At 73.0% G+C, this 24,984-nt stretch carries 18 protein-coding genes; 9 read left to right on the plus strand and 9 right to left on the minus strand.

All coding sequences use genetic code 11. The features are described 5' to 3' along the window. Nucleotides 1–48 precede the first annotated feature (48 nt). Nucleotides 49–1,509: an amidophosphoribosyltransferase gene (purF, locus tag ACZZ97_RS00140; protein WP_133739264.1), complete on the minus strand. Its 1,461-nt coding sequence runs from the start codon at nucleotides 1,507–1,509 to the stop codon at nucleotides 49–51. Between the two features lie 71 nt (nucleotides 1,510–1,580). On the opposite strand from purF, the gene purM reads away from it, so the two are divergent. From purM to ACZZ97_RS00165, 5 genes are all read left to right on the plus strand, one after another. Further along, nucleotides 1,581–2,705, plus strand: coding sequence for a phosphoribosylformylglycinamidine cyclo-ligase (gene purM, locus ACZZ97_RS00145; RefSeq protein WP_463471827.1), 1,125 nt, complete (start codon nucleotides 1,581–1,583; stop codon nucleotides 2,703–2,705). Between the two features lie 55 nt (nucleotides 2,706–2,760). Further along, nucleotides 2,761–4,122 carry an ATP-binding protein gene (locus ACZZ97_RS00150; RefSeq protein ID WP_463471828.1) on the plus strand — a complete coding sequence of 454 codons (1,362 nt, stop codon included), beginning with the start codon at nucleotides 2,761–2,763 and terminating at the stop codon, nucleotides 4,120–4,122. Next, a complete protein-coding gene (locus ACZZ97_RS00155) occupies nucleotides 4,119–5,741 on the plus strand; it encodes a hypothetical protein (protein WP_463471829.1) in 1,623 nt (540 codons plus the stop codon). Before ACZZ97_RS00150 ends, ACZZ97_RS00155 begins: the two co-directional genes overlap by 4 nt. Next, nucleotides 5,738–7,363: a hypothetical protein gene (locus ACZZ97_RS00160; protein WP_463471830.1), complete on the plus strand. Its 1,626-nt coding sequence runs from the start codon at nucleotides 5,738–5,740 to the stop codon at nucleotides 7,361–7,363. Before ACZZ97_RS00155 ends, ACZZ97_RS00160 begins: the two co-directional genes overlap by 4 nt. A gap of 75 nt (nucleotides 7,364–7,438) precedes the next feature. Further along, on the plus strand, nucleotides 7,439–7,624 hold the full coding sequence (locus ACZZ97_RS00165; RefSeq protein ID WP_314104583.1) for a hypothetical protein: 186 nt from the start codon (nucleotides 7,439–7,441) through the stop codon (nucleotides 7,622–7,624). A gap of 265 nt (nucleotides 7,625–7,889) precedes the next feature. Here ACZZ97_RS00165 and ACZZ97_RS00170 read toward each other — a convergent pair whose 3' ends face one another. The 5 genes from ACZZ97_RS00170 to yczE form a co-directional block, all read right to left on the minus strand. Beyond that, a complete protein-coding gene (locus ACZZ97_RS00170) occupies nucleotides 7,890–8,246 on the minus strand; it encodes a VOC family protein (protein ID WP_463471831.1) in 357 nt (118 codons plus the stop codon). A gap of 8 nt (nucleotides 8,247–8,254) precedes the next feature. After that, on the minus strand, nucleotides 8,255–8,473 hold the full coding sequence (locus ACZZ97_RS00175; RefSeq protein ID WP_314104579.1) for a DUF3073 domain-containing protein: 219 nt from the start codon (nucleotides 8,471–8,473) through the stop codon (nucleotides 8,255–8,257). A 117-nt stretch (nucleotides 8,474–8,590) separates the two neighbouring features. Beyond that, a complete protein-coding gene (locus ACZZ97_RS00180) occupies nucleotides 8,591–9,733 on the minus strand; it encodes an LCP family protein (RefSeq protein WP_463471832.1) in 1,143 nt (380 codons plus the stop codon). Between the two features lie 306 nt (nucleotides 9,734–10,039). Then, on the minus strand, nucleotides 10,040–12,322 hold the full coding sequence (locus tag ACZZ97_RS00185; RefSeq protein WP_463473737.1) for an APC family permease: 2,283 nt from the start codon (nucleotides 12,320–12,322) through the stop codon (nucleotides 10,040–10,042). Nucleotides 12,323–12,422: 100 nt separating this feature from the next. Next, entirely contained in the window at nucleotides 12,423–13,058 is a 636-nt protein-coding gene (gene yczE, locus ACZZ97_RS00190; RefSeq protein ID WP_463471833.1) for a membrane protein YczE, read from the minus strand. A gap of 78 nt (nucleotides 13,059–13,136) precedes the next feature. Here yczE and yczR point away from each other — a divergent pair, with 78 nt between their 5' ends. Next, nucleotides 13,137–14,648 (plus strand): MocR-like transcription factor YczR, encoded by a 1,512-nt coding sequence (gene yczR / locus ACZZ97_RS00195; RefSeq protein WP_463471834.1) that lies wholly within the window; start codon nucleotides 13,137–13,139, stop codon nucleotides 14,646–14,648. A 132-nt stretch (nucleotides 14,649–14,780) separates the two neighbouring features. On the opposite strand, the gene ACZZ97_RS00200 is transcribed toward yczR, so the two are convergent. Further along, nucleotides 14,781–16,469: an ABC-F family ATP-binding cassette domain-containing protein gene (locus ACZZ97_RS00200; RefSeq protein WP_463471835.1), complete on the minus strand. Its 1,689-nt coding sequence runs from the start codon at nucleotides 16,467–16,469 to the stop codon at nucleotides 14,781–14,783. Between the two features lie 205 nt (nucleotides 16,470–16,674). Here ACZZ97_RS00200 and ACZZ97_RS00205 point away from each other — a divergent pair, with 205 nt between their 5' ends. Next, nucleotides 16,675–19,854: an efflux RND transporter permease subunit gene (locus ACZZ97_RS00205; RefSeq protein WP_463471836.1), complete on the plus strand. Its 3,180-nt coding sequence runs from the start codon at nucleotides 16,675–16,677 to the stop codon at nucleotides 19,852–19,854. A 509-nt stretch (nucleotides 19,855–20,363) separates the two neighbouring features. Continuing rightward, nucleotides 20,364–22,550 (plus strand): DEAD/DEAH box helicase, encoded by a 2,187-nt coding sequence (locus tag ACZZ97_RS00210; protein WP_463471837.1) that lies wholly within the window; start codon nucleotides 20,364–20,366, stop codon nucleotides 22,548–22,550. Nucleotides 22,551–22,688: 138 nt separating this feature from the next. Here the strand turns inward: ACZZ97_RS00210 and ACZZ97_RS00215 are convergent, their stop codons facing one another. Then, a complete protein-coding gene (locus ACZZ97_RS00215) occupies nucleotides 22,689–23,195 on the minus strand; it encodes a mycothiol transferase (protein ID WP_463471838.1) in 507 nt (168 codons plus the stop codon). A 63-nt stretch (nucleotides 23,196–23,258) separates the two neighbouring features. Continuing rightward, nucleotides 23,259–23,774 (minus strand): MarR family winged helix-turn-helix transcriptional regulator, encoded by a 516-nt coding sequence (locus ACZZ97_RS00220; protein WP_314100684.1) that lies wholly within the window; start codon nucleotides 23,772–23,774, stop codon nucleotides 23,259–23,261. A gap of 340 nt (nucleotides 23,775–24,114) precedes the next feature. Here ACZZ97_RS00220 and ACZZ97_RS00225 point away from each other — a divergent pair, with 340 nt between their 5' ends. After that, on the plus strand, nucleotides 24,115–24,732 hold the full coding sequence (locus ACZZ97_RS00225; protein ID WP_123548784.1) for a M73 family metallopeptidase: 618 nt from the start codon (nucleotides 24,115–24,117) through the stop codon (nucleotides 24,730–24,732). Nucleotides 24,733–24,984 lie beyond the last annotated feature (252 nt).

Genomic DNA, 24,984 nt, shown 5'->3' on the forward strand with positions numbered 1-24,984 from the left:
CCACCGCCGCTCGGATGACCGGTGGGTGAGGGGAGGAGGCCGACCGGGTCAGCTGAGCTGGTTGGCCTCGACCCAGGCGAGGTACTCGGGGCTGACCGTGCCCGTCACGTAGTCGCCCGTGAAGCAGCTCATCTCGAGGTCGGTGACGTCGCTGCCCTCGATGATGGCGGCCTGCATGTCCGCCACCTCCTGGTAGATCAGGTGGTCGGCGCCGAGCTCGCGGGCGATCTCGGGGATCTTGCGGTCGTGGGCGACCAGCTCGTGCCGCGACGGCATGTTGATGCCGTACACGTGCGGGTAGCGCACCGGAGGCGCGGCGGAGGTGAACGTGACCTCGTTCGCCCCGGCGGCGCGCGCCATCTCGACGATCTCGCGCGAGGTGGTGCCGCGGACGATCGAGTCGTCGACGATCAGGATGTTCTTGCCCTTGAACTCGCTCGACATGGCGTTGAGCTTCTGGCGCACCGACCTCTTGCGCTCGGCCTGGCCCGGCATGATGAAGGTGCGGCCGACGTAGCGGTTCTTGTAGAAGCCCTCGCGGTACTCGATGCCGAGCTTCTGCGCCACCTGCATGGCCGCGGGGCGCGACGAGTCGGGGATCGGCATGACGACGTCGATGTCGCCGGTCGGCGCGTACCGCGCGATGGTGTCGGCCAGGCGGTCGCCGAGGCGGAGGCGCGCGTCGTAGACCGAGATGCCGTTCATGACCGAGTCGGGGCGCGCGAGGTAGACGTACTCGAACGAGCAGGGGATCAGCCGCGGCCGTGCGTGGCACTGCTTCGACACCATCTCGCCGTCGAGCGAGACGAAGACGGCCTCGCCGGGCGCGACGTCGCGGACGATCTCGTAGCCGCCGGACTCGAGCACGAGCGACTCGCTCGCGACGATCCACTCGTCGCGCTGCCCGTCGGCGGCCTTGCGGCGGCCGAGCACGAGCGGACGGATGCCGAACGGGTCGCGGAACGCGAGCAGGCCGTGGCCGGCGATCATCGCGATGGCCGCGTACGAGCCCTCGACGCGCTCGTGCACGCGGGCGACGGCGGCGAAGATCTGCTCGGGGTCGAGGTCAGTGCCGTTCACCTGTTCTTGCAGCTCGTGCGCCAGCACGTTGACGAGCAGCTCGGTGTCGCTGTTCGTGTTGAGGTGACGACGGTCGACGTGGAACAGCTCGCTCGTGAGCTCGCGCGTGTTCGTCAGGTTGCCGTTGTGCACGAGCACGATGCCGTAGGGCGCGTTCACGTAGAACGGCTGGGCCTCTTGCTCGTTGGTCGCCGCGCCCTTGGTGGCGTAGCGCACGTGGCCGAGGCCCATCGTGCCGAGGAGGCCGCGCATGTCGCGGGTGCGGAAGCCCTCGCGGACCTGGCCCTTGGTCTTGTGCACGTGGAAGATGCCGCGCTCGGCGGTCGCGATGCCGGTCGAGTCCTGGCCGCGGTGCTGCAGCAGGAGGAGGGAGTCGTAGACGAGTTGATTAGCTGGCTCGTGCGCGACGAGACCGACGATGCCGCACATGCGGATCTGGCTCCAGACCGTAGAGTTGGGGTTACCGCGTCAGTCTAGAGCGACACCGAACGGATGAACGAATGGCGACTCCCGCTGCCCCCTCGACCAGCGCCTCCTACGCCGCGGCGGGGGTCGACACCGCTGCGGGCGACCGCGCGGTCGAGCTGATGAAGGCGGCGGTCAGCGCCACCCACGGGCCCGGTGTGGTCGGCGGCTTCGGCGGCTTCGCGGGCATGTTCGACGTGTCGTTCCTCAAGTCGTTCGAGCGCCCGCTGCTGGCCACCTCGACCGACGGGGTCGGCACCAAGGTCGCCATCGCGCAGGCCCTCGACAAGCACGACACCATCGGGCAGGACCTGGTCGGCATGGTCGTCGACGACATCGTCGTCGTCGGGGCGCGTCCGCTGATGATGACCGACTACATCGCGTGCGGCCGGGTCGTCCCGGCACGCATCGCCTCCATCGTCGAGGGCATCGCCCGCGCCTGCAGCGCCACCGGCACGGCCCTGGTCGGCGGCGAGACGGCGGAGCACCCCGGCCTGCTCGGCCCGGACGACTACGACGTCGCCGGCGCCGCGGTCGGCGCGGTCGAGGCCGGCCAGCAGCTCGGCTCGCACCTCGTGCGCGACGGCGACGTCGTGCTCGCCCTGGCGTCGTCCGGGCTCCACTCGAACGGCTTCTCGCTCGTCCGCCACGTCCTGCGGTCGGCCGACCTCGGCTACGACGACACTCTCCCCGAGCTGTCGGGCACGATCGGCGAGGCCCTGCTCGAGCCGACCCGTCTCTACACGTCGCCGCTGCTGCGCGTGCTCGACGACCCGGCGCTCGCCGGGGCCGTCCACTCGCTCAGCCACGTCACCGGCGGCGGCATCGCGGCGAACCTCGCCCGCGTCCTCCCGCTCGGCTCGTCGACCGAGGTCGACCGGGGCACCTGGTCGCCCGACCCCGTCTTCCGGGTGCTGAGCGACCTCGCGGGCTCGACGCTCGAGTCGAGCGAGGGCACCTGGAACCTCGGCATCGGCATGATCGCCGTCGTCGACGCCGCCTCGGCCGGCGCCGTGACGGCGGCCCTCGTCGCCGACGGCATCGCCACGTGGCAGGTCGGCACGGTCTCGACCGCGGCCCGCGACCTGACCGGGTTCGAGCAGGGCGCGAAGGGCGTCGACGGCGGGGCCGTCCGCCTGGTCGGCAGCTTCCGGGCGTAGTGGCCCGCCGCTGACCCGCGCCCTACGCTGGGGTCACACGACGAGGGGGGACACCGTGGCTGACGACGTCATCGCGCAGTACGAGGCCGAGGTGCAGGCCGATCCGGGGGCAGTGGGGCCGCGCCTGGCGCTGGCCGGCGCGCTCATCGCCACCGGCAGGGGAGCCGAGTCGTTCGGCCACCTGGGCAAGGTGCTCGAGCAGGTGCCCGGCCACCCGGCCGCGCTCGCCCTGATCACGCAGGCGACCTCGTCCCTCGGGGCGGCCCCCGTCACGGAGGCGCCCGCCACGACCGCCGGGCAGGTCCCGTCCGCGTCGTCGTCGGGGGCACCGGCCGCTCCGCGGCACGCGGCCGACCCGCAGGGCGCCACCGGCGCTCTCGGGCCCGACGTCGACGGTGCCGACGGTGACGACGACGAGGACGACGACGGCGTCGACTGGTCGCTCTTCGAGGAGCAGATCGGCGGCGTCGTGCCCGCGCCCTTCGTCACGACCGAGGACGGCGTCGTCTACACGACGGCCGAGGAGGACGTCGCCATCCTCAACCCGGGCGGCACGCGGGTGACCCTCGCCGACGTGGGCGGCCTCGACGAGGTCAAGAAGCGGCTGAACGACAGCTTCCTCGAGCCGATGAAGCACCCGGAGATCGCCGCCGCGTTCGGCAAGAGCCTGCGAGGGGGACTGCTGCTCTACGGCCCTCCCGGCTGCGGCAAGACCTTCATCGCCCGCGCCGTCGCGGGCGAGCTCGGCGCGCGGTTCCTCACCGTGAGCATGGCCGACATCCTCTCGTCGTTCATGGGCGAGAGCGAGAAGAACGTCCGGGCCGTCTTCACGAAGGCCCGCGAGCTCTCGCCGACGGTGCTCTTCATCGACGAGCTCGACGCCGTCGCCGGCAAGCGGTCGAACCTGGGCGGCGCCGCCTGGCTCAAGTCGGTCGTGAACCAGCTGCTGCTCGAGTTCGACGGGGTCTCGACGCAGAACGAGGGCCTCTTCGTGCTCGCCGCGACCAACCACCCCTGGGACGTCGACGAGGCGTTCCTCCGGCCCGGCCGGTTCGACCGCACGCTGCTCGTGCTGCCCCCGGACGAGCCGGCCCGGGACGCGATCCTGCGGCACCACCTCTCGAAGCGGCCGATCGCCGGGATCGACCTCGGCTGGGTGGTCGACCGGACAGAGGGCTTCAGCGGGGCGGACCTCGCCTTCATCTGCGACACCGCCGCCGAGATCGCCATGAACGAGTCGATCCGCAGCGGCCAGGTCGCGCCGATCGGCATGCCCCACGTGGTGGAGGCGATGAGGGGCGTCAAGTCGTCGACCACGCCGTGGCTCGAGTCGTCGCGCAACGTGGTCGAGTTCGCCAACGAGAGCGGTCGCTACGACGACCTGAAGGAGTACCTCCGCTCGCGGAAGATGCTGTGACCCAGGCCGCGCCGCGCGAGCTCGTGCTCGCCGAGGCGGCCCGGCTCGTCGCGACCCGGCGCTGGGCGGACGCCGAGCGCGCCGTCCGCGACGGCCTGCGCTCGGCCCCCGACGACCCGGGGATGCTGAGGACGTTGTCCGTCGTGCTCCGCCTGAGCGGGCGGTCGGCGGCCGCCGAGGGCGTCGCCCGACGGGCCCTGGCGCTCGACGACTCGGCCGCCTCCCTGATCGAGCTGGCGCGGGTGCTGTTCGTCCTCCGGCGGTGGGACGAGGTCGCCCGGGCGGCCGACCGTGTCCTCGCGGACGACCCCACCGGCCCCGCGGCCATCGACGCCCACGTCGTCGCCGCGGAGGCCTCGGTGCTGGGGGCCGAGGAGCCCGGTGGAGGGCTCGAGCAGGCCAGGGAGCACGTCCGACGGGCGGTCGAGCTCGACCCCCTGTCGTTCGCCGCCCTGCACTCGTCGGGGTGGATCGAGATGGAGGCCGACCCCGCGGCCGCCGAGCGCTGGCTGCGGCGCGCCCTGGCCGTGAGGCCCGACGACCCCACGGCGGTGTTGTTCCTCGCGTCGCTCCGCACGACGTCCCCGGCCCGCCGTGTGTCGCTCGCGCGGTCGGTGCTGGCCGCCGACCCCGGCCACCCGAAGGCGACCAAGGTGCTCACCTCGGTCGTGCACGACGGCGTGCACCGCCTGGGCCTGCTCGCCGTCGTCGCGAGCGTGTCGGCGACGGCCGTCGGCGTCGTGCTCCCGATGAGCCTCGTCGCCGTGCTCGGGCTCGTCGCCCTGGCCGCGGCGGTGCTCCGGCTGGCGCTGCTCGCCCGCGAGGCCGGCAAGGACGTGCCGTCGAGCTTCACGCGTCGGGTGGTCCTCGCCCCCGGCCTGCAGCGCCGCATCACGCTGCTGAACCTCGCCGCACCGGTCGTCGCCGCGCTCGGCCTCGTCCTGGTCGTCGCGGCGGAGGGCGTGCTGAGCCCCGGCGTCTTCGTGCTCGCGGTGGCGGTGCTCCTCAGCGGTGCCGCACGCCGGGGGACAGTCGAGCGCGACGAGGCCGGCCCCGTCCCGCGCGCGTTGAAGGTGCGGCTGGAGGAGACCCAGTGGGCGGGCCCCTGGCGGCGCGCGCTGCCGGTCGCCCTCGGGTCCGCCGCGCTCTGGCTCGTCGGGCTGGTGCTCGCCTGGACAGGGAGCGGGCTCGTCAGCGGCAACGCCCTCGGATATACGGCCCTGCTCTCGGCGCTGGCCTTCCTGCCGTTCCCCGTGGCGCGCCTCCGTCAGCTCCGCCGGGCTCCCTTCACCGCGGGCCCGCGTGGACCGCGCCGCGCCGCCGTCGCTCCCCGGCTGGCCCTCGCGGCCTCCGTCGCCGTGGTGGTCGCGAGCCTGCTGGTGCCGTTCGGGTCGTCGGCAGCCGAGATCTCGGAACGGGGCTTCGCGCCGCCGTGGCTCGCTTCGGTGCCGGGCGGTGAGACGCTCACGGCGCTGCTGCCCGAGTACTCCGTCGACGACGGCGACAGCCCTCGCCCCGGTGAGTTCGTGCCTCGCCCGCTGCCCACGCTCGAGTTGCCGACGCTCGAGCCTGCCGCGGGGCCGTCCGGCAGCTCCGACGGGCAGGAGGCCGCACGGTGAGCGGCCCCGAGGGCGTCGACCCCGTCGAGAAGGCCGTGCGCGAGGCGCAGGTCGCGACGGTGACGAGCGGACCGGGGCGCGCGGTGGGCCTGCTGCGTGCGGCGCTCGCCGGGGCGCCCGGCGACCCGCGCCTCCTGCTGGCCCTGACCGACGCGCTCGCGGCGGACGGGTCGCTCGAGGAGGCGCAGGCGACGGCCCGTGAGGCACTGGCCGTGCTGCCGGAGTCGGCGGAGCCGCTGCTGGCCCTCGCCCGCGTGCAGCTGAAGATGCCCGGGGACGGCATCCGGCGGGCGGCCGAGACGGCCCGGGCGGCCCTGCGCCTCGATCCGGACTCCACCCGGGCGCACCTCATCGTGGGGCTGGCGGCCGGGTACGACGCGACGGCCACACGAGCGGACCGCGACCGGGCGCGGCCGTCGGCGGAGGAGGCGCTCCGGCTCGCGCCCGACCTGCCCCTCGCGCACGTGGTCGCCGGCGTGCTCGACAGGGTCGACGACCCGGCGAACGCGGAGACCCACCTGCGTCGGGCCCTCGCCCTCGACCCGCACGAGCCGGACGCCCTCATCCTGCTCGCCGGCCTCTCGACCACGGAGGAGGGCGCCGCCGTCGGGCTGTTGCGGTCCGCCGCCGCGCTGAGCCCGCTCGACGACGACACGCGCCTGCGGCTGGAGGCGGCGGTGCGCCGGGCCGTCCACCGGCCGGCCGTCGTCGCGCCGACGGTGTCGACCGTGGCCCTGCTGGGAGCCGTGTGGCTGCCCGTCACCCCCGGCATCGTGGGCTTGCTCGCGCCGCTGGTCTTCCTGGTGTGGGGTGCCCTGCGCGTGCTGCGCACGGTGCTGGCCGAGGTGCCGCGGTCGTTCGTGAGGCGGGTGCTCTGGTCCGACCGCGGAGGTCGGCTGCAGACGGTCGCCGACGTCGTGGCGCCTCCGGCCGCGGCCGCCGGGATCCTGGCGCTCGGCACGGGTGACGGCGAGGGGCTGCCGGGCGTGGCCCTGGTCCTCCTCGCGTCCGTCGCCTCGGCCGTCGGCGGCGCCGTGGTGACCGCGCGCCTGGTGACGGCCGGGCGGTCGTCGGTCGAGGGCGCCGACGACGTCGACCAGCGCCCGGGGGCGGCAGACGTCGCGGTGGTGGCCGTGAGGGCAGGGCTCGTCCTCGTCGTCGGCGTGCTGTGGGCGGCGGGGCTCGTCGCGAACCCGCTCGTCGCGGCCGCCGTGTGCCTGTCGCTCGCGGCCCCGCTGGCCGGCGCGCTGCTGGTCGCGGTGCGTCACGACGCGGGCCCGGTGGGCCTCCGGCGCCTCTCGGCGGGGGCCGTCGTGCTCGCCCTGCTGCTGGGCCTCGGCGGGCCCGTCGTCGAGGTGGTCTCCGGAGGCGCGGCCGAGCGGCCGGGCGGGCTCACCTGGGTGGGGGCCCCGGGCGGGCCGGAGGCGCGCGACGCCCTGCGCCGGGAGCGGCAGGAACAGGAGGAGCGCGAGCGGCTCGAGGAGCAGCGGGGGCCGGGGAGGCTGCCCGACTTCGGCTCGGAGCCCCCGCGCGCACCGACGGCGGTGCCGACCATCGAGGTGCCCGACTTCACGTTCGACCTGCCCGGATCCGGGGACGGGGAGGCGACGGTCGGCCCGTGAGGCGTATCCTCGGCAGACGCCCTCCGGGGCGGAGCCGACGACGATGTCGGCACGGACGACGAAGGAGTCGACCAGATGACCACTCACACCCCCACAGGCCTCCCGGTCGCGCGCGTCACCCGCGTGCCCCTCACCCCGGCTCCCCGGCGAGGCGTCTCGCCCGTGACCGGCGGCAAGCGCGTGGCGTTCCTCACCGCGGGCGGGCTCGTGCTCGTCGTCGCGATGGGCCTCATGCCCGTGCTGGGGCAGCTCGTCGGCTAGGGGACCGGGCCGGCGCCTCCTCGGCGCTGCGCGGCAGTTCACCAGGCGACGCGACGGCGACGAGCCGACGTGACGGATCGCGGTAGTTCGTCGCTGCCGCTGCCGCTGCCGCGGTCGCGTCGCGCTGCTCGCGTCGCGTCGCGCTGCTCGCGTCGCGTCGCGCTGGTCGCGCTGGTCGCGCTGCTCGCGTCGCGTCGCGTCGCGCTGCTCGTGTCGTCTCGTCCGGCTCGGGCACGCCGCGCAGGGACGGCGCGTGGGGCGGGCGCTAGGAGGTGCGGCGCGAGCCGAGCACGCAGAACTCGTTGCCCTCGGGGTCGGCGAGCACCACCCAGGAGGCGTCGGCCTGGCCGACGTCGACGCGCACGGCACCGAGGGCCTCGAGCCGCGCGACCTCGGCCGCCTGGTCGTCGGGACGGAAGTCGAGGTGCAGCCGATCTTTGACGACCTTGGGCTCGGGCACGCGCACGAACAGCAGCCCGGGGAGCGAATCGGGGGTCGGCCGCAGCTCGGGCTCGTCGCCCGGCTCGCTGATGTCGACCCAGCCGAGTGCCTCGCGCCACCAGGCGGCGAGCGAGTCAGGGTCGAGCGCGTCGACGACGACCTGTTCCCACTCGAGCGTCATGCTCGCGCCTAGGCGCTCTTGCTCTGGTGGTCATCCGCGCCCTCGTCGAGGTCGGTGTCCACGTCGGAGTCGTCGTCGAAGTCGTCGGCCCACCGGTCGACGTACTCGTCGGAATCGCTCTTGGTCGCAAGCTCTTTTTCGAGCGCACCGTAGTTGGTGTCAGGGCTGAAGTACTTCAGCTCTCTGGCGACCTTGGTGTGCTTGGCTTTTTGACGGCCGCGCCCCATGCGTGACCCCCTCGTGAATTCGGCCCGGAAACGGTGTCGGACGAACCGGGAACTACCGACAGGTGACGTTGCAAAACTGCATCGATCTTAGCATGTGCCCCCAGCCCCGACGGCCTGTCACGGGCGGCCCCCACGGGCGTCGAGGAACCCTCGCACCTGGTCGTCGCGGAGGGCCTCGCGGAGCTCCGAGATCGCCACGTCGTCGGGGAGGACGATCGACTGGCCGTCGGCCGAGGTTCCGGTGCCGGCGGTCGGGACGGTGAAGAAGTCGACGTCGTCGGGGCGCAGGCCACGGAGGCCGGCGCCGAGCGCGACGAGGGTGCCGGCGTCGAGGTCGGCGTCGACCGTGACGTGCGGCGCGGTCGCGGTGAGGAAGCCGGTGACGCGCGTCGGGTCGGTGAGGGTCGCCCGGCTGACGAGGGTGCGCAGGACGCCCTCGAGGAACGCCTGCTGGTTCTTGACCCTCTGGAAGTCGGCGTCGGAGAACGCGTAGCGCTCCCGGACGAAGGCGAGCGCGGAGTCGCCCTCGAGGTGGTTGACGCCCTGCACGTACTCGTGGGCGGACCTGGGGGCGGACGACGAGCTGCGGAACGCCTTCTCGCTCACCACGTCGACTCCGCCCAGCGCGGTCGTCATGTCGGCGAACCCCTCGAAGTCGACGATCGCCACGTGGTCGACGCGCGCGCCGAGCAGCTGCTCGACGGTCTGCACCGCGAGCGGGCTGCCGCCGTGCGCGAAGGCGGAGTTGACCTTGCCCTCGCCGCGGCCGGGGACCGGCACCCACAGGTCGCGCATGACCGACATCACCGAGGCGTGCTGCCGGTCGGCGTCGACGTGCAGCAGCATCATCGTGTCGGTGCGCTGGTCGGAGGGCGAATCGTCGTCGAGCGTCGTCTCGTCGCCCCGGGAGTCGGAGCCCATCAGCAGCACGTTCAGCGACCCGTCGTCCGCGGGCGCCGGGCGGCCGTCGTCGGCGGGGAACGCGTCGTCGAGGGTCGTGGTCTCGTCGTCCCACGACGAGGCCAGGTGCAGCGCGTACCCGCCGGCCGCGACGCCCGCGACGACGAGGAGGGCGACGAGTGCGACGGCGACCCCGATCAGGGCGAGGGCGGCACGCGAGCGGGGCCTGCGGCGGCCTCGCCGGCCGTGGCGATCGTCGCGCTCGTCACGCTCGTTGCGTTCGTCGCGCTCGTCGCCGGACGAGGAGGCGGTGGTCGCGTCGTCGTCGTGGCCCAGTCCGAGGGCAGAGAGGTCGTCCATGGTGGTGCTCCGGGATGCGTCGGCGGGTGCCCGCCCGGGCGGGCGGGCTCGCCCTCGTCTCCCGAGGGCCGACCAGACGATATCTCACGGGTGATACATCAGTCCAGGACGTGTCGACGATGTCGAGGCGATGCCCAGGCTCGGCCCCAGCGGCAGCCGCGGCCGCGGCCTGGTCGTGGGCGAGCAGTCAGGCGAGAAGGGACGCCGTGAGCGCGGGCCCACGCCTACGGCGTCCCTTCTCGCTGCACTCCGGCGGGCTGGGCCGGGCGCCGCCGGGCCGGGCCGACGGGCCGGCGCCCCCGCGCGCTACTTCTTGCGGCGGGGGCCCGTACCGTTGCGGGCCGCCGAGCGGGCACGCCGGGCCGCGTCGCCACGGCGGGCGTTCCCCACGTTCTGGCCCTTGCCGGGGGCGCGCGGAGTCTGCTTCGGACCAGGGGCGTGGGCCTCGCCCGAGGGGGCGGCGGTCGAGTCGGGACCGGGGGCGTCGCGCTCCGCGTCGACCACGAGGCCGCGGTGGACGGCACCGCCCTCGACGGCCGCGCCGGACCTGCCGGCCGGACCCGCGCCTCCTGCGGGCACCGACCCGGCCGACCCGGCCGACCCGGCCGGCCCGGCCGGCTCGAGCGGGCGGCGGGGCAGGGGGCGGATGGGCTCCCCGCGACGGTCCTGGCCGGGGATCGGCCGCGACCGGCGGCCGTAGAGCATCTCGGACGAGTCGAGCAACCACGGCACGAGCGAGATCGTCACGCCGTGCACGAGCATCAGCTTCTGGCGGATCCGGCGGCTCTTGTGGTTGTGCAGGGCCGCCTCCCACCAGTGGCCGACGATGTAGATCGGCGTGTAGATCGTCACGACCTCGGAGCCGTGCTCGGCCCGGTGCGCCTTGATGTACTTGATCAGCGGCATGCTGATGTCGCGGTACGGCGACGCGACGATGCGCAGCGGCACCTCGATCTCCTGCTCGGCCCACTGCCGCCGCAGCAGCGCGGTGGCCTCGTCGTCGATGCTGACGTGGATCGCCTCGAGCGACTCGTGCCGTGCCGCGATGGCGTAGTCGAGCGCCTTGAGCACCGGCTTCTGCATGGTGCCGACGAGCACGATCGCGTGGTCGCCGTGCGAGCCGAACTGCGTCGTCGCGTCGGGCTCGATCTCGACCCGGACGTCGCGGTAGTAGCGGTTCACGCCGAGCATCAGCGTGAACAGGATCGGCATGATCACGAACACGAGCCACGCGCCGTGCGTGAACTTGGTCACGGTCACGACGATGAGCACGGAGGCGGTGAGCAGGGCCCCGAAGGCGTTGATGCCCCGGGCGCGGTAGACGGCGCCGCGGTCGGCGCAGCCCTCGCGCAGCATGCGGGTCCAGTGCACGACCATGCCGGTCTGCCCCAGCGTGAACGACACGAAGACGCCGATGATGTAGAGCTGGATCAGCCCGGTGACGCTGGCCTGGTAGACGAGCAGGATCGCGCAGGCGACGAGCGCCAGGACGATGACGCCGTTCGAGTAGATGAGGCGGTCGCCGCGGGTGTTGAGCGCCTTCGGGGCGTACTGGTCGCGGGCCAGGATCGAGCCGAGCAGCGGGAACCCGTTGAACGCCGTGTTGGCGGCCAGCAGCAGCACCGCCGCCGTGCACGCCTGGATCAGGTAGAAGGGGATGCCGAACAGCGAGCCGCCGAACACGGCGCTGGCGATCTGGGCGATCAGGCTGCGCTGAGGCGTGCCCTCGCAGTCGACGAAGCCCTGGAGGTCGCAGGCGTCCTCGGCGTAGTGCACCTTCGCGATCAGGGCCACGGCGACCAGGCCGGCGAAGAGCACGATGGCGATGCTGCCCATCAGCACGAGGGTCTTCTGGGCGTTCTGCACCTTGGGCCGGCGGAACGCGGGCACGCCGTTGGCGATGGCCTCGACGCCCGTCAGGGCCGAGCAGCCGCTCGAGAAGGCGCGCAGCAGCAACAGGATGAAGGCGGCCTGCGTCAGCTGGTCCGCCTGGACCGTGTACCCGGCGCTCTCGGCCACCGGCGGGTCGCCGAGGGCGGTACGGACGAGCGCGATGACGATCATGACGAAGACGCTCGACACGAAGAGGTAGGTCGGCACGGCGAAGGCCTTGCTCGACTCGCGCACGCCGCGCAGGTTGACCGCGGCCAGCGCGATGACGAAGAAGATCGCCAGCTCGACCCGCACAGGGGCCAGCTCCGGCACGGCCGAGATGATGTTGTCCACGCCCGAGGCGACCGAGACGGCGACCGTCATCACGTAGTCGACCAGCAGGGCCGAGGCCACGACGAGGCCGGCCTTCTCGCCGAGGTTGCGGTGGGCGACCTCGTAGTCGCCGCCACCCGAGGGGTAGGCCTTGATCAGCTGGCGGTACGAGGCCACGACGACGAGCAGCAGCACGACGACCGCGACCGCGACCCACGGCGCGAGCGTGAGGAACCCGAGCCCGCCGATCAGCAGGATCATCAGGAGCTCCTGCGGCGCGTACGCCACCGAGCTCAGCGGGTCGCTGGCGAAGATCGGGAGGGCGAGGTGCTTCGGGAGCAGCTGGCCCTCGAGCTTCTCCGAGGGGAGGGGTTCACCGATCAGCCACCGCTTCGGCGACCTGGTGTCGTCAGTCACGAGCGGCGACTCTACTCCGCGCCGAGGGCCTGTCAACTCGCGGCGGGGACCGGGCATTCCCGATTCGTCAGGCGGCCGTGGGGACCGGACCCGTCGCCGGGTGGGAGGGGTCGGCGACACGTGTCGCACGAGGCGCGAAGAGGGGCAGGGCGAAGGCCACCATCGGCCCGATCAGGACGGCCTCGAGCGCCGTGCCGACGCCGACCTGGCCGCCCAGCAGCCAGCCGATCGCGAGCACCGTCACCTCGATCGCGGTGCGGGCCACTCCGACCCGGACCCCGAACCGGCGGTGCAGGCCGAGCATCAGGCCGTCGCGCGGACCGGGCCCGAACGCCGCGCCGATGTAGAGGCCGCTCGCGGCGGCGAGCAGCAGCAGGCCGAGCGCGAAGGTCAGGCCCTGCGCCCACCACACGGTCTGCTGCGGCAGCACGTGCAGGCCGAGGTCGGCGAAGGGCCCGACGAGCAGTGCGTTGGCGATCGTGCCGAAGCGCGGCCTCTGGCGCAGGGGGATCCAGAGCAGCAGCACGAGCACGCTCGTGAGGAACACGACGAGGCCGAAGCCGAGGCCCGTCTGCGTCACGATGCCCTGCGTCAGCACGTCCCACGGGGCGACCCCGATGCCGGCGCGCACCATCAACGCGATGGCGACGCCGTAGAGGAAGAGGCCGACGAACAGCTGCAGGAGGCGGCGGGTGAGGAGCATGGACCGATCCAATCGGGCGAGCGGCCTGGTAGCAAGAGTCCAATCGGCCTAGTGTGGCCGCATGAGAGCTGTCGTCACATGAGCATCGTCACGAGCGGACCGGCCGTGTCGTCACGGGCGCTGGGGGTGCTGCTCGACTCGTGGCGCGCCTCCTCGTCGCCCGGCTACGCCGCGCTCGCCGACCGCATCCGCCTTCTCGTGCTCGACGGCCGGCTCTCCGTGGGCACGCGCCTGCCGAGCGAGCGCGACCTCGCGACGCACCTCGGGGTCAGCCGCACGACCGTCGCCGCGGCCTACGCCGCACTGCGCGACGCCGGCCACGTCACGAGCCTGCGGGGGAGCGGCAGCGTCGTGCGGCTGCCCGACCAGGCCAGGGCGGCGAGGGTGGCCCGCTCCGCCGGCGAGGACGACGTGCTCGACTTCACCAAGGCGGCCATGCCCGCCGTCGACGGCATCGCGGAGGCGGCGCAGCGGGCTGCGGGACGCCTCGGCGCGTACCTCTCCGAGCCCGGCTACGACACCGTCGGCCGTCCGGTGCTGCGCGAGGCGATCGCCGCCCGTTACCGCGCCAGGGGCCTCGAGACGAGCGCCGACCAGATCGTCGTCACCCTCGGCGCCCAGCACGCCATCGCCCTGCTGGCACGGGTGCTCGTCGGGCGGGGGGACCGCGCCGTGGTCGAGACCCCCGGCTACCCGCACGCGTTCGAGGCGCTGCGGGCGGCGGGCGCCCGGCTCGCGCCCGTCAGCGTGACCGTCGACGACGGGTGGGACGAGTCGGCGCTGCTGCAGACGCTGCGGCGCACGAGCCCGCCCGTCGCCTACCTGATGCCCGACTTCCACAACCCGACCGGGGCGACGATGCCCGAGGCACAGCGGGTGCGCGTGCTCGAGGCCGCCGCGGACGAGGGGACGATCGTGATCGCCGACGAGACGATGGCCGAGCTCGTCGTCGGGGGGCCGCGGGGCGCCTCCTTCGCTGGTGCCGTTGCCGGTGCCGGTGCTGGCGCCGGTGCTGGTGCCGGTGCTGCCGCTCGGCCGCTGCCGATGGCGGCCTTCGGGCCCGCCGTCACGATCGGCTCGGTCGGCAAGTCGCTCTGGGGCGGGCTGCGGATCGGCTGGATCCGGGCCGAGCGGCCCCTCGTCGAGCGCCTCGTGCGCGCGCGCTCGGCCGGCGACCTCGGCACCCCCGTGCTCGAGCAGCTGATCGTCGCCGACCTGCTCGGCGACATGGACGGCGTGCTGGAGGCGCGCTCCCGGCAGCTGAGGCACGGTCGCGACCGGCTCGTCGCCGGGCTCCGCAGCACGTTCCCCGGCTGGAGCGTGCCGTCGCCGGCCGGCGGCCTCACCACGTGGGTTGGCCTCGGCGCGCCGGTCAGCTCGCAGCTCGTGCTCGCCGCCCGCCGGCACGGGCTGCTGCTCGCGGCCGGGCCGATGTTCGGCGTCGACGGGGCGTTCGAGCGGTTCCTGCGGGTGCCGTTCTCGTACCCGGACGACGAGACCGACCGCGCGCTCGCGGCGCTCGCCGCGGCCTGGGACGGGATCGACGGGGTGCAGGCGCCGCGCGGAGCGCTGATGGCCGAGGTCGTCTAGCCCGTCGCGGTGCGGCTGCGCGGCGGCCGCGACGGCTGCGCGGCGGCGCGTCACACCCCCGATCCCGCACTGCACCCCCGGATCAGCGGGTGTCGTGCGGTCTCAGGGGTGCAGCTCGGCCAGTCGGCGCGCTCAGCGGGCCCGCTGCACCCGCTTCTCGTCCCAGACCGGGCCGGGCGCCTCGTAGACGTCGCCGTCGCTGCCGAACACGAGGAACCGGTCGAACGAGCGGGCGAACCAGCGGTCGTGGGTGACGGCCATGACCGTTCCCTCGAACCGGTCGAGCGCCTCCTCGAGTGCCTCGGCCGAGACGATGTCGAGGTTGTCGGTCGGCTCGTCGAGCAGCAGCAGGGTCGCACCGCTCAGCTCGAGCAGCAGGATCTGCAGTCGGGCCTGCTGCCCGCCGCTCAGCGACTCGAAGACCTGCTCGGCCGACCCCACCAGCCCGTAGCGGTCGAAGGCGCGGCTGGCGGCCTCGCGACCGAGGCCCCGTCGCTCGTCGTCGCCCTCGTGCACGATCTCGAGCAGGGTGCGCCCGATCATCGCCGGGTGCTCGTGCGCCTGCGCGAACCAGCCGGGCACCACGCGGGCGCCGAGGACGGCCCGGCCGGTGTGCGGCACGGGGGCGAGCGTGCCGCCCACGGTCGTCACGTGGCCGTCGCGCGGGTCGGGGTCGGTGCCGCCGCGCGCCAGCAGCCGCAGGAAGTGCGACTTGCCCGACCCGTTCGAGCCGAGCACCGCGATGCGCTCGCCGAACCACAGCTCGGCGTCGAACGGCGCCATCAGCCCGGTCAGCTCGAGCTGCTCGCAGACCACGACCCGCTTGCCGGTGCGCGATCCGGTCAGGCGCATCTTCAGGTCCTGCTCGGGCGGGCGTTCCTGGGGAGGACCGGCGAGCTCGAACTTGTGCAGACGCGTCAGGGCCGCCTGGTAGCGCGACGCCATGCTGTCCATCGCGGTCGCCTTGACCTTGAGGTTCCGCACCAGGGTCAGGAGCTTCTCGTGCTGCTCGTCCCACCGGCGGCGGAGCTCGTCGAGGCGGTCCATCCGGTCGGCCCGGGCCTGGTGGTAGGTGCGGAACGAGCCGCCGTGGGTCCAGGCGGTGTTGCCGGCCGCCCCGGTCTCGATCGTCACGACGCGGTCGGCGACCCGGCCGAGCAGCTCGCGGTCGTGGCTGACCAGCAGGACCGTCTTGGGGGTCGCGACCAGCGCCTCCTCGAGCCAGCGCTTGCCGGGGACGTCGAGGTAGTTGTCCGGCTCGTCGAGCAGCAGCACCTGCTCGGGCCCGCGAAGCAGCGCCTCGAGCACGAGCCGCTTCTGCTCGCCGCCGCTGAGCGTGGACACCTGCCGCCAGCGAGCGCGCTCCCAGGGCACGCCGAGGGAGGCGGTGGTGCAGGTGTCCCAGAGGGTCTCGGCCTCGTAGCCCCCGGCGTCCGCGTAGTCGGAGAGCGCCGTGGCATACGCCATCTGGGTCTCGGTGACGTCGTCCTCGACCAGGGCGAGCTCAGCCGCGTCGAGGGCGCGCGCGGCGTCGCGGACAGCAGCGGGCGCGATGCCGACGAGGAGGTCGTGGACGGTGCTGTCGTCGCGGACGTGCCCGACGAACTGGTCCATCACCCCCAGGCCGCCGTCGATGCTGATCGCGCCCTCGTCGGCCCTGAGCTCACCCCGGACCATCCGCAGCAGGGTGGACTTGCCGACCCCGTTCGGCCCGATCAGCACCGCGTTCTGGCCCTCGCCGACGCGGAACGACACCTCGTCGAGCAGCGGCCTGCCGTCGGCGAGTGCGTAGGAGACGCGGTTGACGTCGATGTAGCCCATGGGAGGTCTCTCTGTCGGGGTGCCACCGCGGAGTGGGCAGCCGAACAGGTTATCGGCTCCTCCACGGTCGTGTCGACCGCACCACCTCTGCACAGCGGGCAAGAAAGCGCCGCCAGTTCCCAGAGAGGCTGGTGACAATGGAGGCGCGGTGCACGTCGTCACCGTCGCCTCCTCCGTTCTTCCTCCCTCTCACCACCGGAGCCTCGTGCATCTTCTGTCCGTCTTCAGCCTGCGCAACCGCGCGCTGATCGCCCTCGTCACCATCGTCGTCGCCGTCTTCGGCGGCATCGCGCTGACGTCGCTCAAGCAAGAGCTCGCGCCCAACGTGCAGTTCCCGCAGATCGCGATCGTCAGCTCGTACCCCGGCGCGACGCCCGAGGTGGTCAACGACGACGTCTCGACGCCGATCGAGCAGGCGGTGCAGATCATCCCCGGGCTCGAGGGCACCACCGCGACGTCCAGCACGTCGCAGAGCACCGTCTCGGCCGAGTTCACCTACGGCACCGACCTCGGCGCGGCCGAGCAGAAGATCCAGTCGGCGATCAACCGGCTGACGCTGCCCGACAGCGTCGACACCCAGGTGGTCACCGGCAGCCTCGACGACCTGCCCATCGTCCAGATCGCGGTCACCGGCTACTCGACCGACGACACCCAGGCGCTCGTGGACCGGCTCACGAACACGACCGTGCCCGACCTGCAGAAGCTCGACGGCGTGCGCGAGGCCTCGATCTACGGCGACGCCGGCCAGCGCGTCGTCATCACGCCCGACAGCACGGCGCTCGCCGCGGCAGGCCTCACCGCGCAGGCGTTCCAGGACGCGCTCGACGCGAACGGCACCCTCATCCCCGGCGGCACGCTGACCGAGAACGGCCAGACGCTCTCGATCCAGGCCGGCCAGCGGCTCACGAGCACCGACGAGGTCGCGGCCCTCCCGCTGCTCGGTGGCACCTCGGCGGTCACGATCGACGACGTCGCCGACGTGGCGCTCAGCGGCGCGCCCGTCACCTCGATCAGCCGTGTCGACGGCCAGGACGCCCTCACGATCGCGGTCACCAAGACGCTCGACGCCAACACGGTCGACGTGTCGACCACGGTGCAGGATGCCCTGCCGTCGCTGGCCGCCGACCTCGGCTCGGACGTCGACCTGTCGATCGTCTTCGACCAGGCGCCGTTCATCCAGCAGTCGATCGACGCGCTGGCAGAGGAGGGGCTGCTGGGGCTCGTCTTCGCCGTGATCGTCATCCTCGTGTTCCTGCTGTCGGTGCGCTCGACGATCGTCACCGCGATCAGCATCCCGACGAGCGTGCTCATCACCTTCATCGGCCTGCAGGCCGCGGGCTACACGCTCAACATCCTCACGCTGGGCGCGCTCACCATCGCCATCGGGCGCGTGGTCGACGACTCGATCGTCGTCATCGAGAACATCAAGAGGCACCTCGCAGGAGGCGACGGCCGCGTCGCGTCGATCACCACCGCCGTCCGCGAGGTCTCGGGCGCCGTCACGGCGTCGACCGTCACGACCGTCGTCGTGTTCCTGCCGCTCGCCTTCGTCGGCAACATCACCGGCGAGCTGTTCCGGCCCTTCGCGCTGACGGTGACCATCGCCCTGCTCGCGTCGCTGTTCGTCTCGTTGACGATCGTGCCGGTGCTCGCGTACTGGTTCCTCAGGGCACCGAAGGTGCACAAGCACAAGCACGCGCCGGGGGCGGCGGGCGAGCAGGCGCAGGAGCGCCTGACGACGGCCGCCTCCGACCCGACCGACCCGGCGCCGCTCGACCGGCTGCGCCGCGTCTACGTGCCGGTGCTGCGCGGCACGCTCCGCCACCCCGTCGTGACCCTGCTGGTCGCCGTGCTGGTGCTCGGCGGCACGGCTGCGGCCATCCCGCTGATGAAGACGAACTTCCTCGGGGCGAGCGGGCAGAACACGTTCACCGTCACGCAGACCCTGGCGCCCGCCTCCAGCCTGCAGGTGCTCTCGGACGCCGCCTCGAAGGTCGAGACGGAGCTCGACGGCGTCGACGGCATCGAGACGGTGCAGCTCACGATCGGATCGAGCGGCACCTCCATCGCCAGTTTCTTCGGCGGCACCGGCGACAGCACGGTCACCTACTCGATCACCACGAACGAGGACGCCGACCAGGACGCCCTCCAGGCCGAGGTGCGCTCGCGCCTCGACGACGTCGCCGACGCAGGCGACATCGAGCTGACCGCGTCGAGCGGCTTCGGCACGAGCAACGACATCACCGTCGACGTGACCGCGCCCGACCCCGACACCCTGCAGACCGCGACCGAGACCGTGCTCACCGCCGTCGGCGACCTGCCGGGCACGGCCGAGGCCGGGTCGAACCTGCAGGCCGCCCAGCCCGTCATCGGCATCGTCGTCGACCGCGACGCGGCGGCCGACATCGGCCTCAGCGAGGTCGCCGTCGGCGGCATCGTCTCGCAGGCCGTGCAGCCGTTCCGCGTGGGCTCGCTCGAGATCGAGAACAGCTCGGTCGACATCTACACCGTCGACCCGACGCCGCCCGCGACCCTCGACGAGCTCCGCGCCCTCGAGCTGCCGAGCGCGACCGGGCCGGTGCGCCTCGACTCGATCGCCACGGTCGAGCAGACGAACGGCCCCACCTCGGTCACCACGACCGACGCCGTCCGGAGCGCGACCGTCACCGTGACCCCCTCGAGCGACGACCTGTCGAGCGCCGGCACCGAGGTCGACGACGCGATCGCCGGGCTCGACCTGCCCGCCGGGGCGGACGCCGTCGTCGGCGGCGCCGTCGCCGACCAGTCGAACGCGTTCTCGCAGCTGTTCCTCGCGGTGCTCATCGCGATCCTGATCGTGTACATCGTCATGGTGGCGACGTTCCGCAGCCTGGCCCAGCCGCTCCTCCTGCTGGTGTCGATCCCGTTCGCGGCGACCGGCGCGATCCTGCTGCAGCTCGCCTCCGGCATCCCGCTCGGCGTCGCGTCGCTGATCGGCGTGCTGATGCTCGTCGGCATCGTGGTCACCAACGCGATCGTGCTGATCGACCTCGTGAACCAGTACCGGACCCGTGGTCTGCGGGTGCGCGAGGCGCTGCTGGAGGGAGCGTCGCGCAGGCTGCGGCCCATCCTGATGACGGCGACCGCGACGATCTTCGCCCTGACCCCGATGGCGCTCGGCATCACCGGCCACGGCGGGTTCATCTCGCAGCCGCTGGCCGTCGTCGTCATCGGCGGGCTCGTGTCGTCGACCGTGCTGACGCTGGTCGTGCTGCCGGTGCTGTACTCGATCTACGAGGGGTGGCGCGAGCGGCGGGCTGACCGGCGTGCAGGCGTCTCGGACGCCTCCTCGGCTGAGGGCTCGGCCGGAGGCCCGGTCGACGCGTCGGCCGACACCTCGGCGTAGCGACTCGAGAGCGACGAACCTCGGCGGAACACCGCGGAGGTTCGTCGTCTCCGCGTCGGGATCCAGCCGCGGGGTACTCCCGTCTAGCCGGGCGGTGTGCCTCGCCAGCTGAAAGCGAGACAGATCGGGTCGGCGGCGGCCTGCCCGCGGGGATCTCGGGTCTTGTCTCCCTTGATCACTCTCAAATTACGGGCCAGTGGGGATCGCCGACCCGGCCGGGGCGGATCGCTCTCCAGTTGCGGGCTGCGAGGCGGGGGTTCTGTTCCGGGGGAGGGTCGGGTATCGTTGGTGGGTCGGCTCAAGACCGCGCGCCTGTGGCGCGCACGTCCTGCGGCGTCGCTCCCCGGACAACCACCGGAGGCGACGAGCGGGACACATGAGGGTTTGTACGTCTTGTGGGCCGGATTCACGACGGATCTCGTCGGGATGAATTCACGTATGTGAACGGTCCTGGTCAATGGCTGCCCGGGTATTTCTTCGCGTCATCGCACAAGCCCGGAAAGAACACCATGCCCCCCTACGACAAGACTCCTTCACGCTCGCGAGGCACCGACCCGCACCGCAAGCCGGGCTCCAAGAGCTCCTCGCACCGCGGCCACCGCCCCGACGAGGCCGGCGTCCCCGAGCGCAAGAACCGATGGAACTCCGACGCCCGCGCCGAGCGCCGCGGCGAGGCCCCCCGCAGCGGCAGCAGCCGCCCCAACTGGGAGCCGCGCGAGAAGACCTCGAACAGCCGCTTCGCCCCCCGTGACCACGACGCTCGCAACGCCGAGCGAGGCCGCGACGGAGGTGCCCCCCGTTTCGGCCGTGACGGCGGCAAGGAGGCGGCCCGCGCCGGACGCGACGGACGCCCCGCCCGCAGCTGGGAGCGCGACGCTCGTCCGGCCCGTGACGGCGGCGGCCGCGACGAGCGCGGCGGTCGTTCGTACGACCGCGACGCGCGTCCCGCACGCGATGACCGCGCCCCGCGCAGCTGGGACCGCAACGATCGTCCCGCACGCGACGCTCCCTACTCGCACGGCCGTGACGCCGCTTCGCGGCGCCCCGGAACCGGCGAGCAGGGGCCCAGCGCGCCCCGCTCGTACGACCGCGACGAGCGAGCCCCCCGCCGCGACGACCGTCCCGAGCGTCCCGCTCGCCGCGACGACCGTGCGCCCAAGAACTACACGCCCGCCGGACGCCCGCCCCGCGAGGACCAGCCGGCCCGTTCGTGGGGTGACCGTCCTGAGCGCGGTGGACGCGCCTCCGGCGGCTCGTACGACCGCGACGCCCGTGGCGGCCGCGACGAGCGCGCGCCCCGCAGCTTCGACCGCGACAGCCGCGACAGCCGTGGCGGCCGCGACGATCGCGCGCCCCGCAGCTTCGACCGCGGCGACCGGGGCCCCGGCGCAGCCGAGCGCAACGATCGCAGCGACTTCTACCCGAAGCGCGACCAGGGCGCGCACTACTCGCCCGAGGACGACGTCAAGCTCGAGAAGCTCCAGGCGGAGGTGCTCACGGCGCAGGACGTCGAGGGCGTCAGCTTCGGCGACCTGGGCCTCGGCGACAACATCGAGCGCCAGCTGGCCTCGATGGGCGCCGCCGCCCCGTTCGCGATCCAGGCCGCGACGATCCCCGACGTGCTCGCGGGTCGTGACGTCCTCGGCCGCGGTCGCACCGGCTCCGGCAAGACCATCGCCTTCGGCGCGCCGCTCGTCGAGAAGCTGATGGAGAACAACGGCGCGAAGAACCGCAAGATGGGCCGTCGGCCCCGCGCGCTCATCCTCGCCCCGACGCGCGAGCTCGCGATGCAGATCGACCGCACCGTGCAGCCCATCGCCCGCTCGGTCGGCCTGTTCACCACGCAGGTCTACGGAGGCGTGCCCCAGGCCCGCCAGGTCGGCGCGCTGAACCGCGGCGTCGACATCGTGATCGGCACCCCCGGCCGCATCGAGGACCTGATCGACCAGGGCCGACTCGACCTCAGCGAGGTCGTCATCACGGTGCTCGACGAGGCCGACCACATGTGCGACCTCGGGTTCCTCGAGCCGGTGCAGCGCATCATCCGCGAGACCGCCCAGGTCAAGCCCAACGGCGACCGTGCCCAGAAGCTGCTCTTCAGCGCGACCCTCGACAAGGGCGTGGCGAAGCTCGTCGACGAGTTCCTCGTGAAGCCCGCCGTGCACGAGGTCGCCGGCGAGGACCAGGCCAGCTCGACGATCGACCACCGCGTGCTCGTCATCGAGCAGCGCGACAAGACGGCCGTCATCGAGCAGCTCGCGTCGGGCCCCGGCAAGACGCTCGTCTTCGCGCGCACCCGTGCGTTCGCCGAGCAGCTCACCGACCAGCTCGAGGACGCGGGCATCCGCGCCACCAGCCTGCACGGCGACCTGAACCAGGCCCGCCGCACGCGCAACCTCGGCCTGCTCACCAGCGGCAAGGTCAACGTGCTCGTCGCGACCGACGTCGCCGCGCGGGGCATCCACGTCGACGACATCGAGCTCGTCGTCCAGGCCGACATGCCCGACGAGTACAAGACGTACCTGCACCGCTCGGGCCGCACCGGCCGTGCCGGCAAGGAGGGCACCGTCGTCACGCTGATCACGCGTCCCCGTCGCCGCCGCATGGAGGAGCTGCTCGACCGCGCCGAGATCGAGGCCGAGATGATCGACGCCCGCTCGGGCGACGCCCTCGTCGACCAGCTGGCCGGCGTCTAGGCCGCACCGCACCTCCTTCGGGGCCCTGACGGGCGCTGGGCACCGTGAAAGCGACGAACCTCCGTGGTGCACCACGGAGGTTCGTCGCTTTCGCGTAGGTACGGCAGGGCTGCCGGCGGCCAGCCCGCGCCCCTGGCGCTAGCGGCGGTCGAGCAGCCCGCGCACGTACGACGCCTGGCCGAGGTGCTGCGTGCAGTCGCCGAGGATGCTCACGAGGCGCGAGCCGGCGGTGACGGGCGGGTCCCACGCGTCGTCGACGACGTCCGTGTAGGAGGCAGCGTCCAGCCCCTCGAGGTAGCCGCGGGTGCGCAGCGTGACGGCCTCGAGGTAGGCGACGAGGAGGTGCGGCTCGGCACGCACCTCGCCCACCTCCGAGGGCGACTGGCCGTAGCCCATCTCGGCGTCGTCGAAGGGGAGCGCGAAGCGGTCGGCCCAGCCGTCGGCGGTCCACACCTGGTCGGAGGCGGCGAGGTCGGCGATCTGCACGTCCTGCCCGCGGGCGGTGTGCCAGACCAGCCAGGCGATGGTGTTCGCCTCGGAGTCCGGGCGCCAGGCCAGGTCGTCGACCGAGAGGCCGTCCACGGCGGCGGAGGCGATGGCGGGGAGGCGGTCGAACGCCTCGATGAGCACGTCGGAGGGAGTCATCGCGCCACCCTACGACCGGGCACGCGCAGGCGACCCAGATGAGGGCCGCGTACGGCCTGCCCGTCAGCTCGAGGCCTGCGCGCCCGTCGTGCCGTCGTCGACTGCCCGGCGCGTGAGGGAGTCGCCGATCGCACGCATCACCGACGCGAGGAAGTCGAGCTGGCGCGGGTCGATCGCGTCGCGGAAGGCGCTGCGGTAGAACTCACCCGTCTCGGCGACGGCGGCCTGGCCCTCGGGGGCCAGCTCGAGCACGACGCTGCGGCGGTCGGTGGGGTGCGCACGACGGGAGACGAAGCCGGCCTTCTCGAGCCGGTCGATGAGGCTGGTGGTCGCCCCGGTCGACAGCTCGAGCGCCTCGGCGGCGAGCTTCGGGGTGCTCTCGGGGTTGTTCGCGACGAAGACGAGGCAGGTGAGGTCGGTCGTCCCGATGCCGAAGTGGGTCGCGACGAGCCGCTCGACACGGGCGTTCTGCGCGAGGAGCGTCGAGAAGGCGCCGAGGACGTCGTCGACGTCGACGAGGCCGTCGTCGCCGAGGGGAGGAGCGGTGCCGGCGGCCGGCTGGGGAGAGATGTCGGTCATGCGTGCGCTCCAGAGGGGGAGGAGGTGCGGCGGAAGAGAGGGGGATCGCGTGCGGGTGGTGAGTCCGCGCGGGGAGGTCGTGCCCCACTATAGCTCGGCCATCGAGCAACACGACAGAAAAGGTACCCCCCACCACTGGGGGCATCCCTCGGCTTGCAAGCTACTCGACACCCGAATAACTTGATTGTCGTACCACTTGGGCACCGAGCCACACGGACACCGAACCTCTCGATCACCGGGAGACACGGGAGTCGAGATGCTCAGCCCCCACGAACTGTCTCGAGAACTGCCGCCCCACCCGAACTGCCTCACCACCACTTCTCACCCCCTGGAGCCCACGATGTCCCGTCCCACCCCCCGCGCCGCCCGCCTCGCCGCCTGGATCGCCATCCCCGCCGCCCTCGTCGCCAGCGGCGTCGTCGTCTCGCAGGCCTCGTACTCGGCCTTCTCGTCGACCACGGTCAACCCGACCAGCAACTGGACCGCCGGCTCCGTCGCCCTCACCGACGACGACTCGAACACCGCGCTGTTCACGGCCACCAACCTCAAGCCCGGCTCGACCGGCACCAACTGCATCGCCGTCACCTCGACCGGCACGCTCGCCTCGACCGTCAAGCTCTACGGCACCGCCGCCGCGACGACGAACAACCTCGCCTCGAACATCACGCTCAGCGTCGTGCAGGGCACCGGCGGCGGCTTCGGCTCCTGCTCGGGCTTCACCCCCCTCGCCGCCGGCTCGTCGCTGTACAACGGCACGCTCGCCGGCTTCGGCACGAGCTACACGAACTTCAGCAACGGCGTCGGCAACTGGGCCCCCACGGGCACCACCGGCACCCAGACCACGACCTCGGAGACCCGCGTCTACCAGGTCTCGTACACGGTCTCGAACGCTGCGCCCAACACGACGCAGTCCGGCACCGCCTCGCTCGGCCTCACCTGGGAAGCCCAGAACAGCTAGAGCCGCCTCGACTCCCGTCGCCTCCCTCCCCCCGGGCGGCGACGGGGCACGACCCCGTCGCCGCCTTCCTCCCCCGTGGGCGGCGACGGGCCAGCTCCGCCGGCTTCCCGAACCCGCCGGCGGGCCACCTGCCCGGTCACCAGCCGGGCGCGCACCACGACGGCCCGGACCGTCGACGCAGGGGTCCGTGGGTCGCCCGATGACCCGCGGCCCCCTGGGGCGCAGCGCACCACCAGCCCCGCCAGCACCAGC

The sequence above is a fragment of the Frigoribacterium sp. AC512 genome (assembly GCF_979258295.1).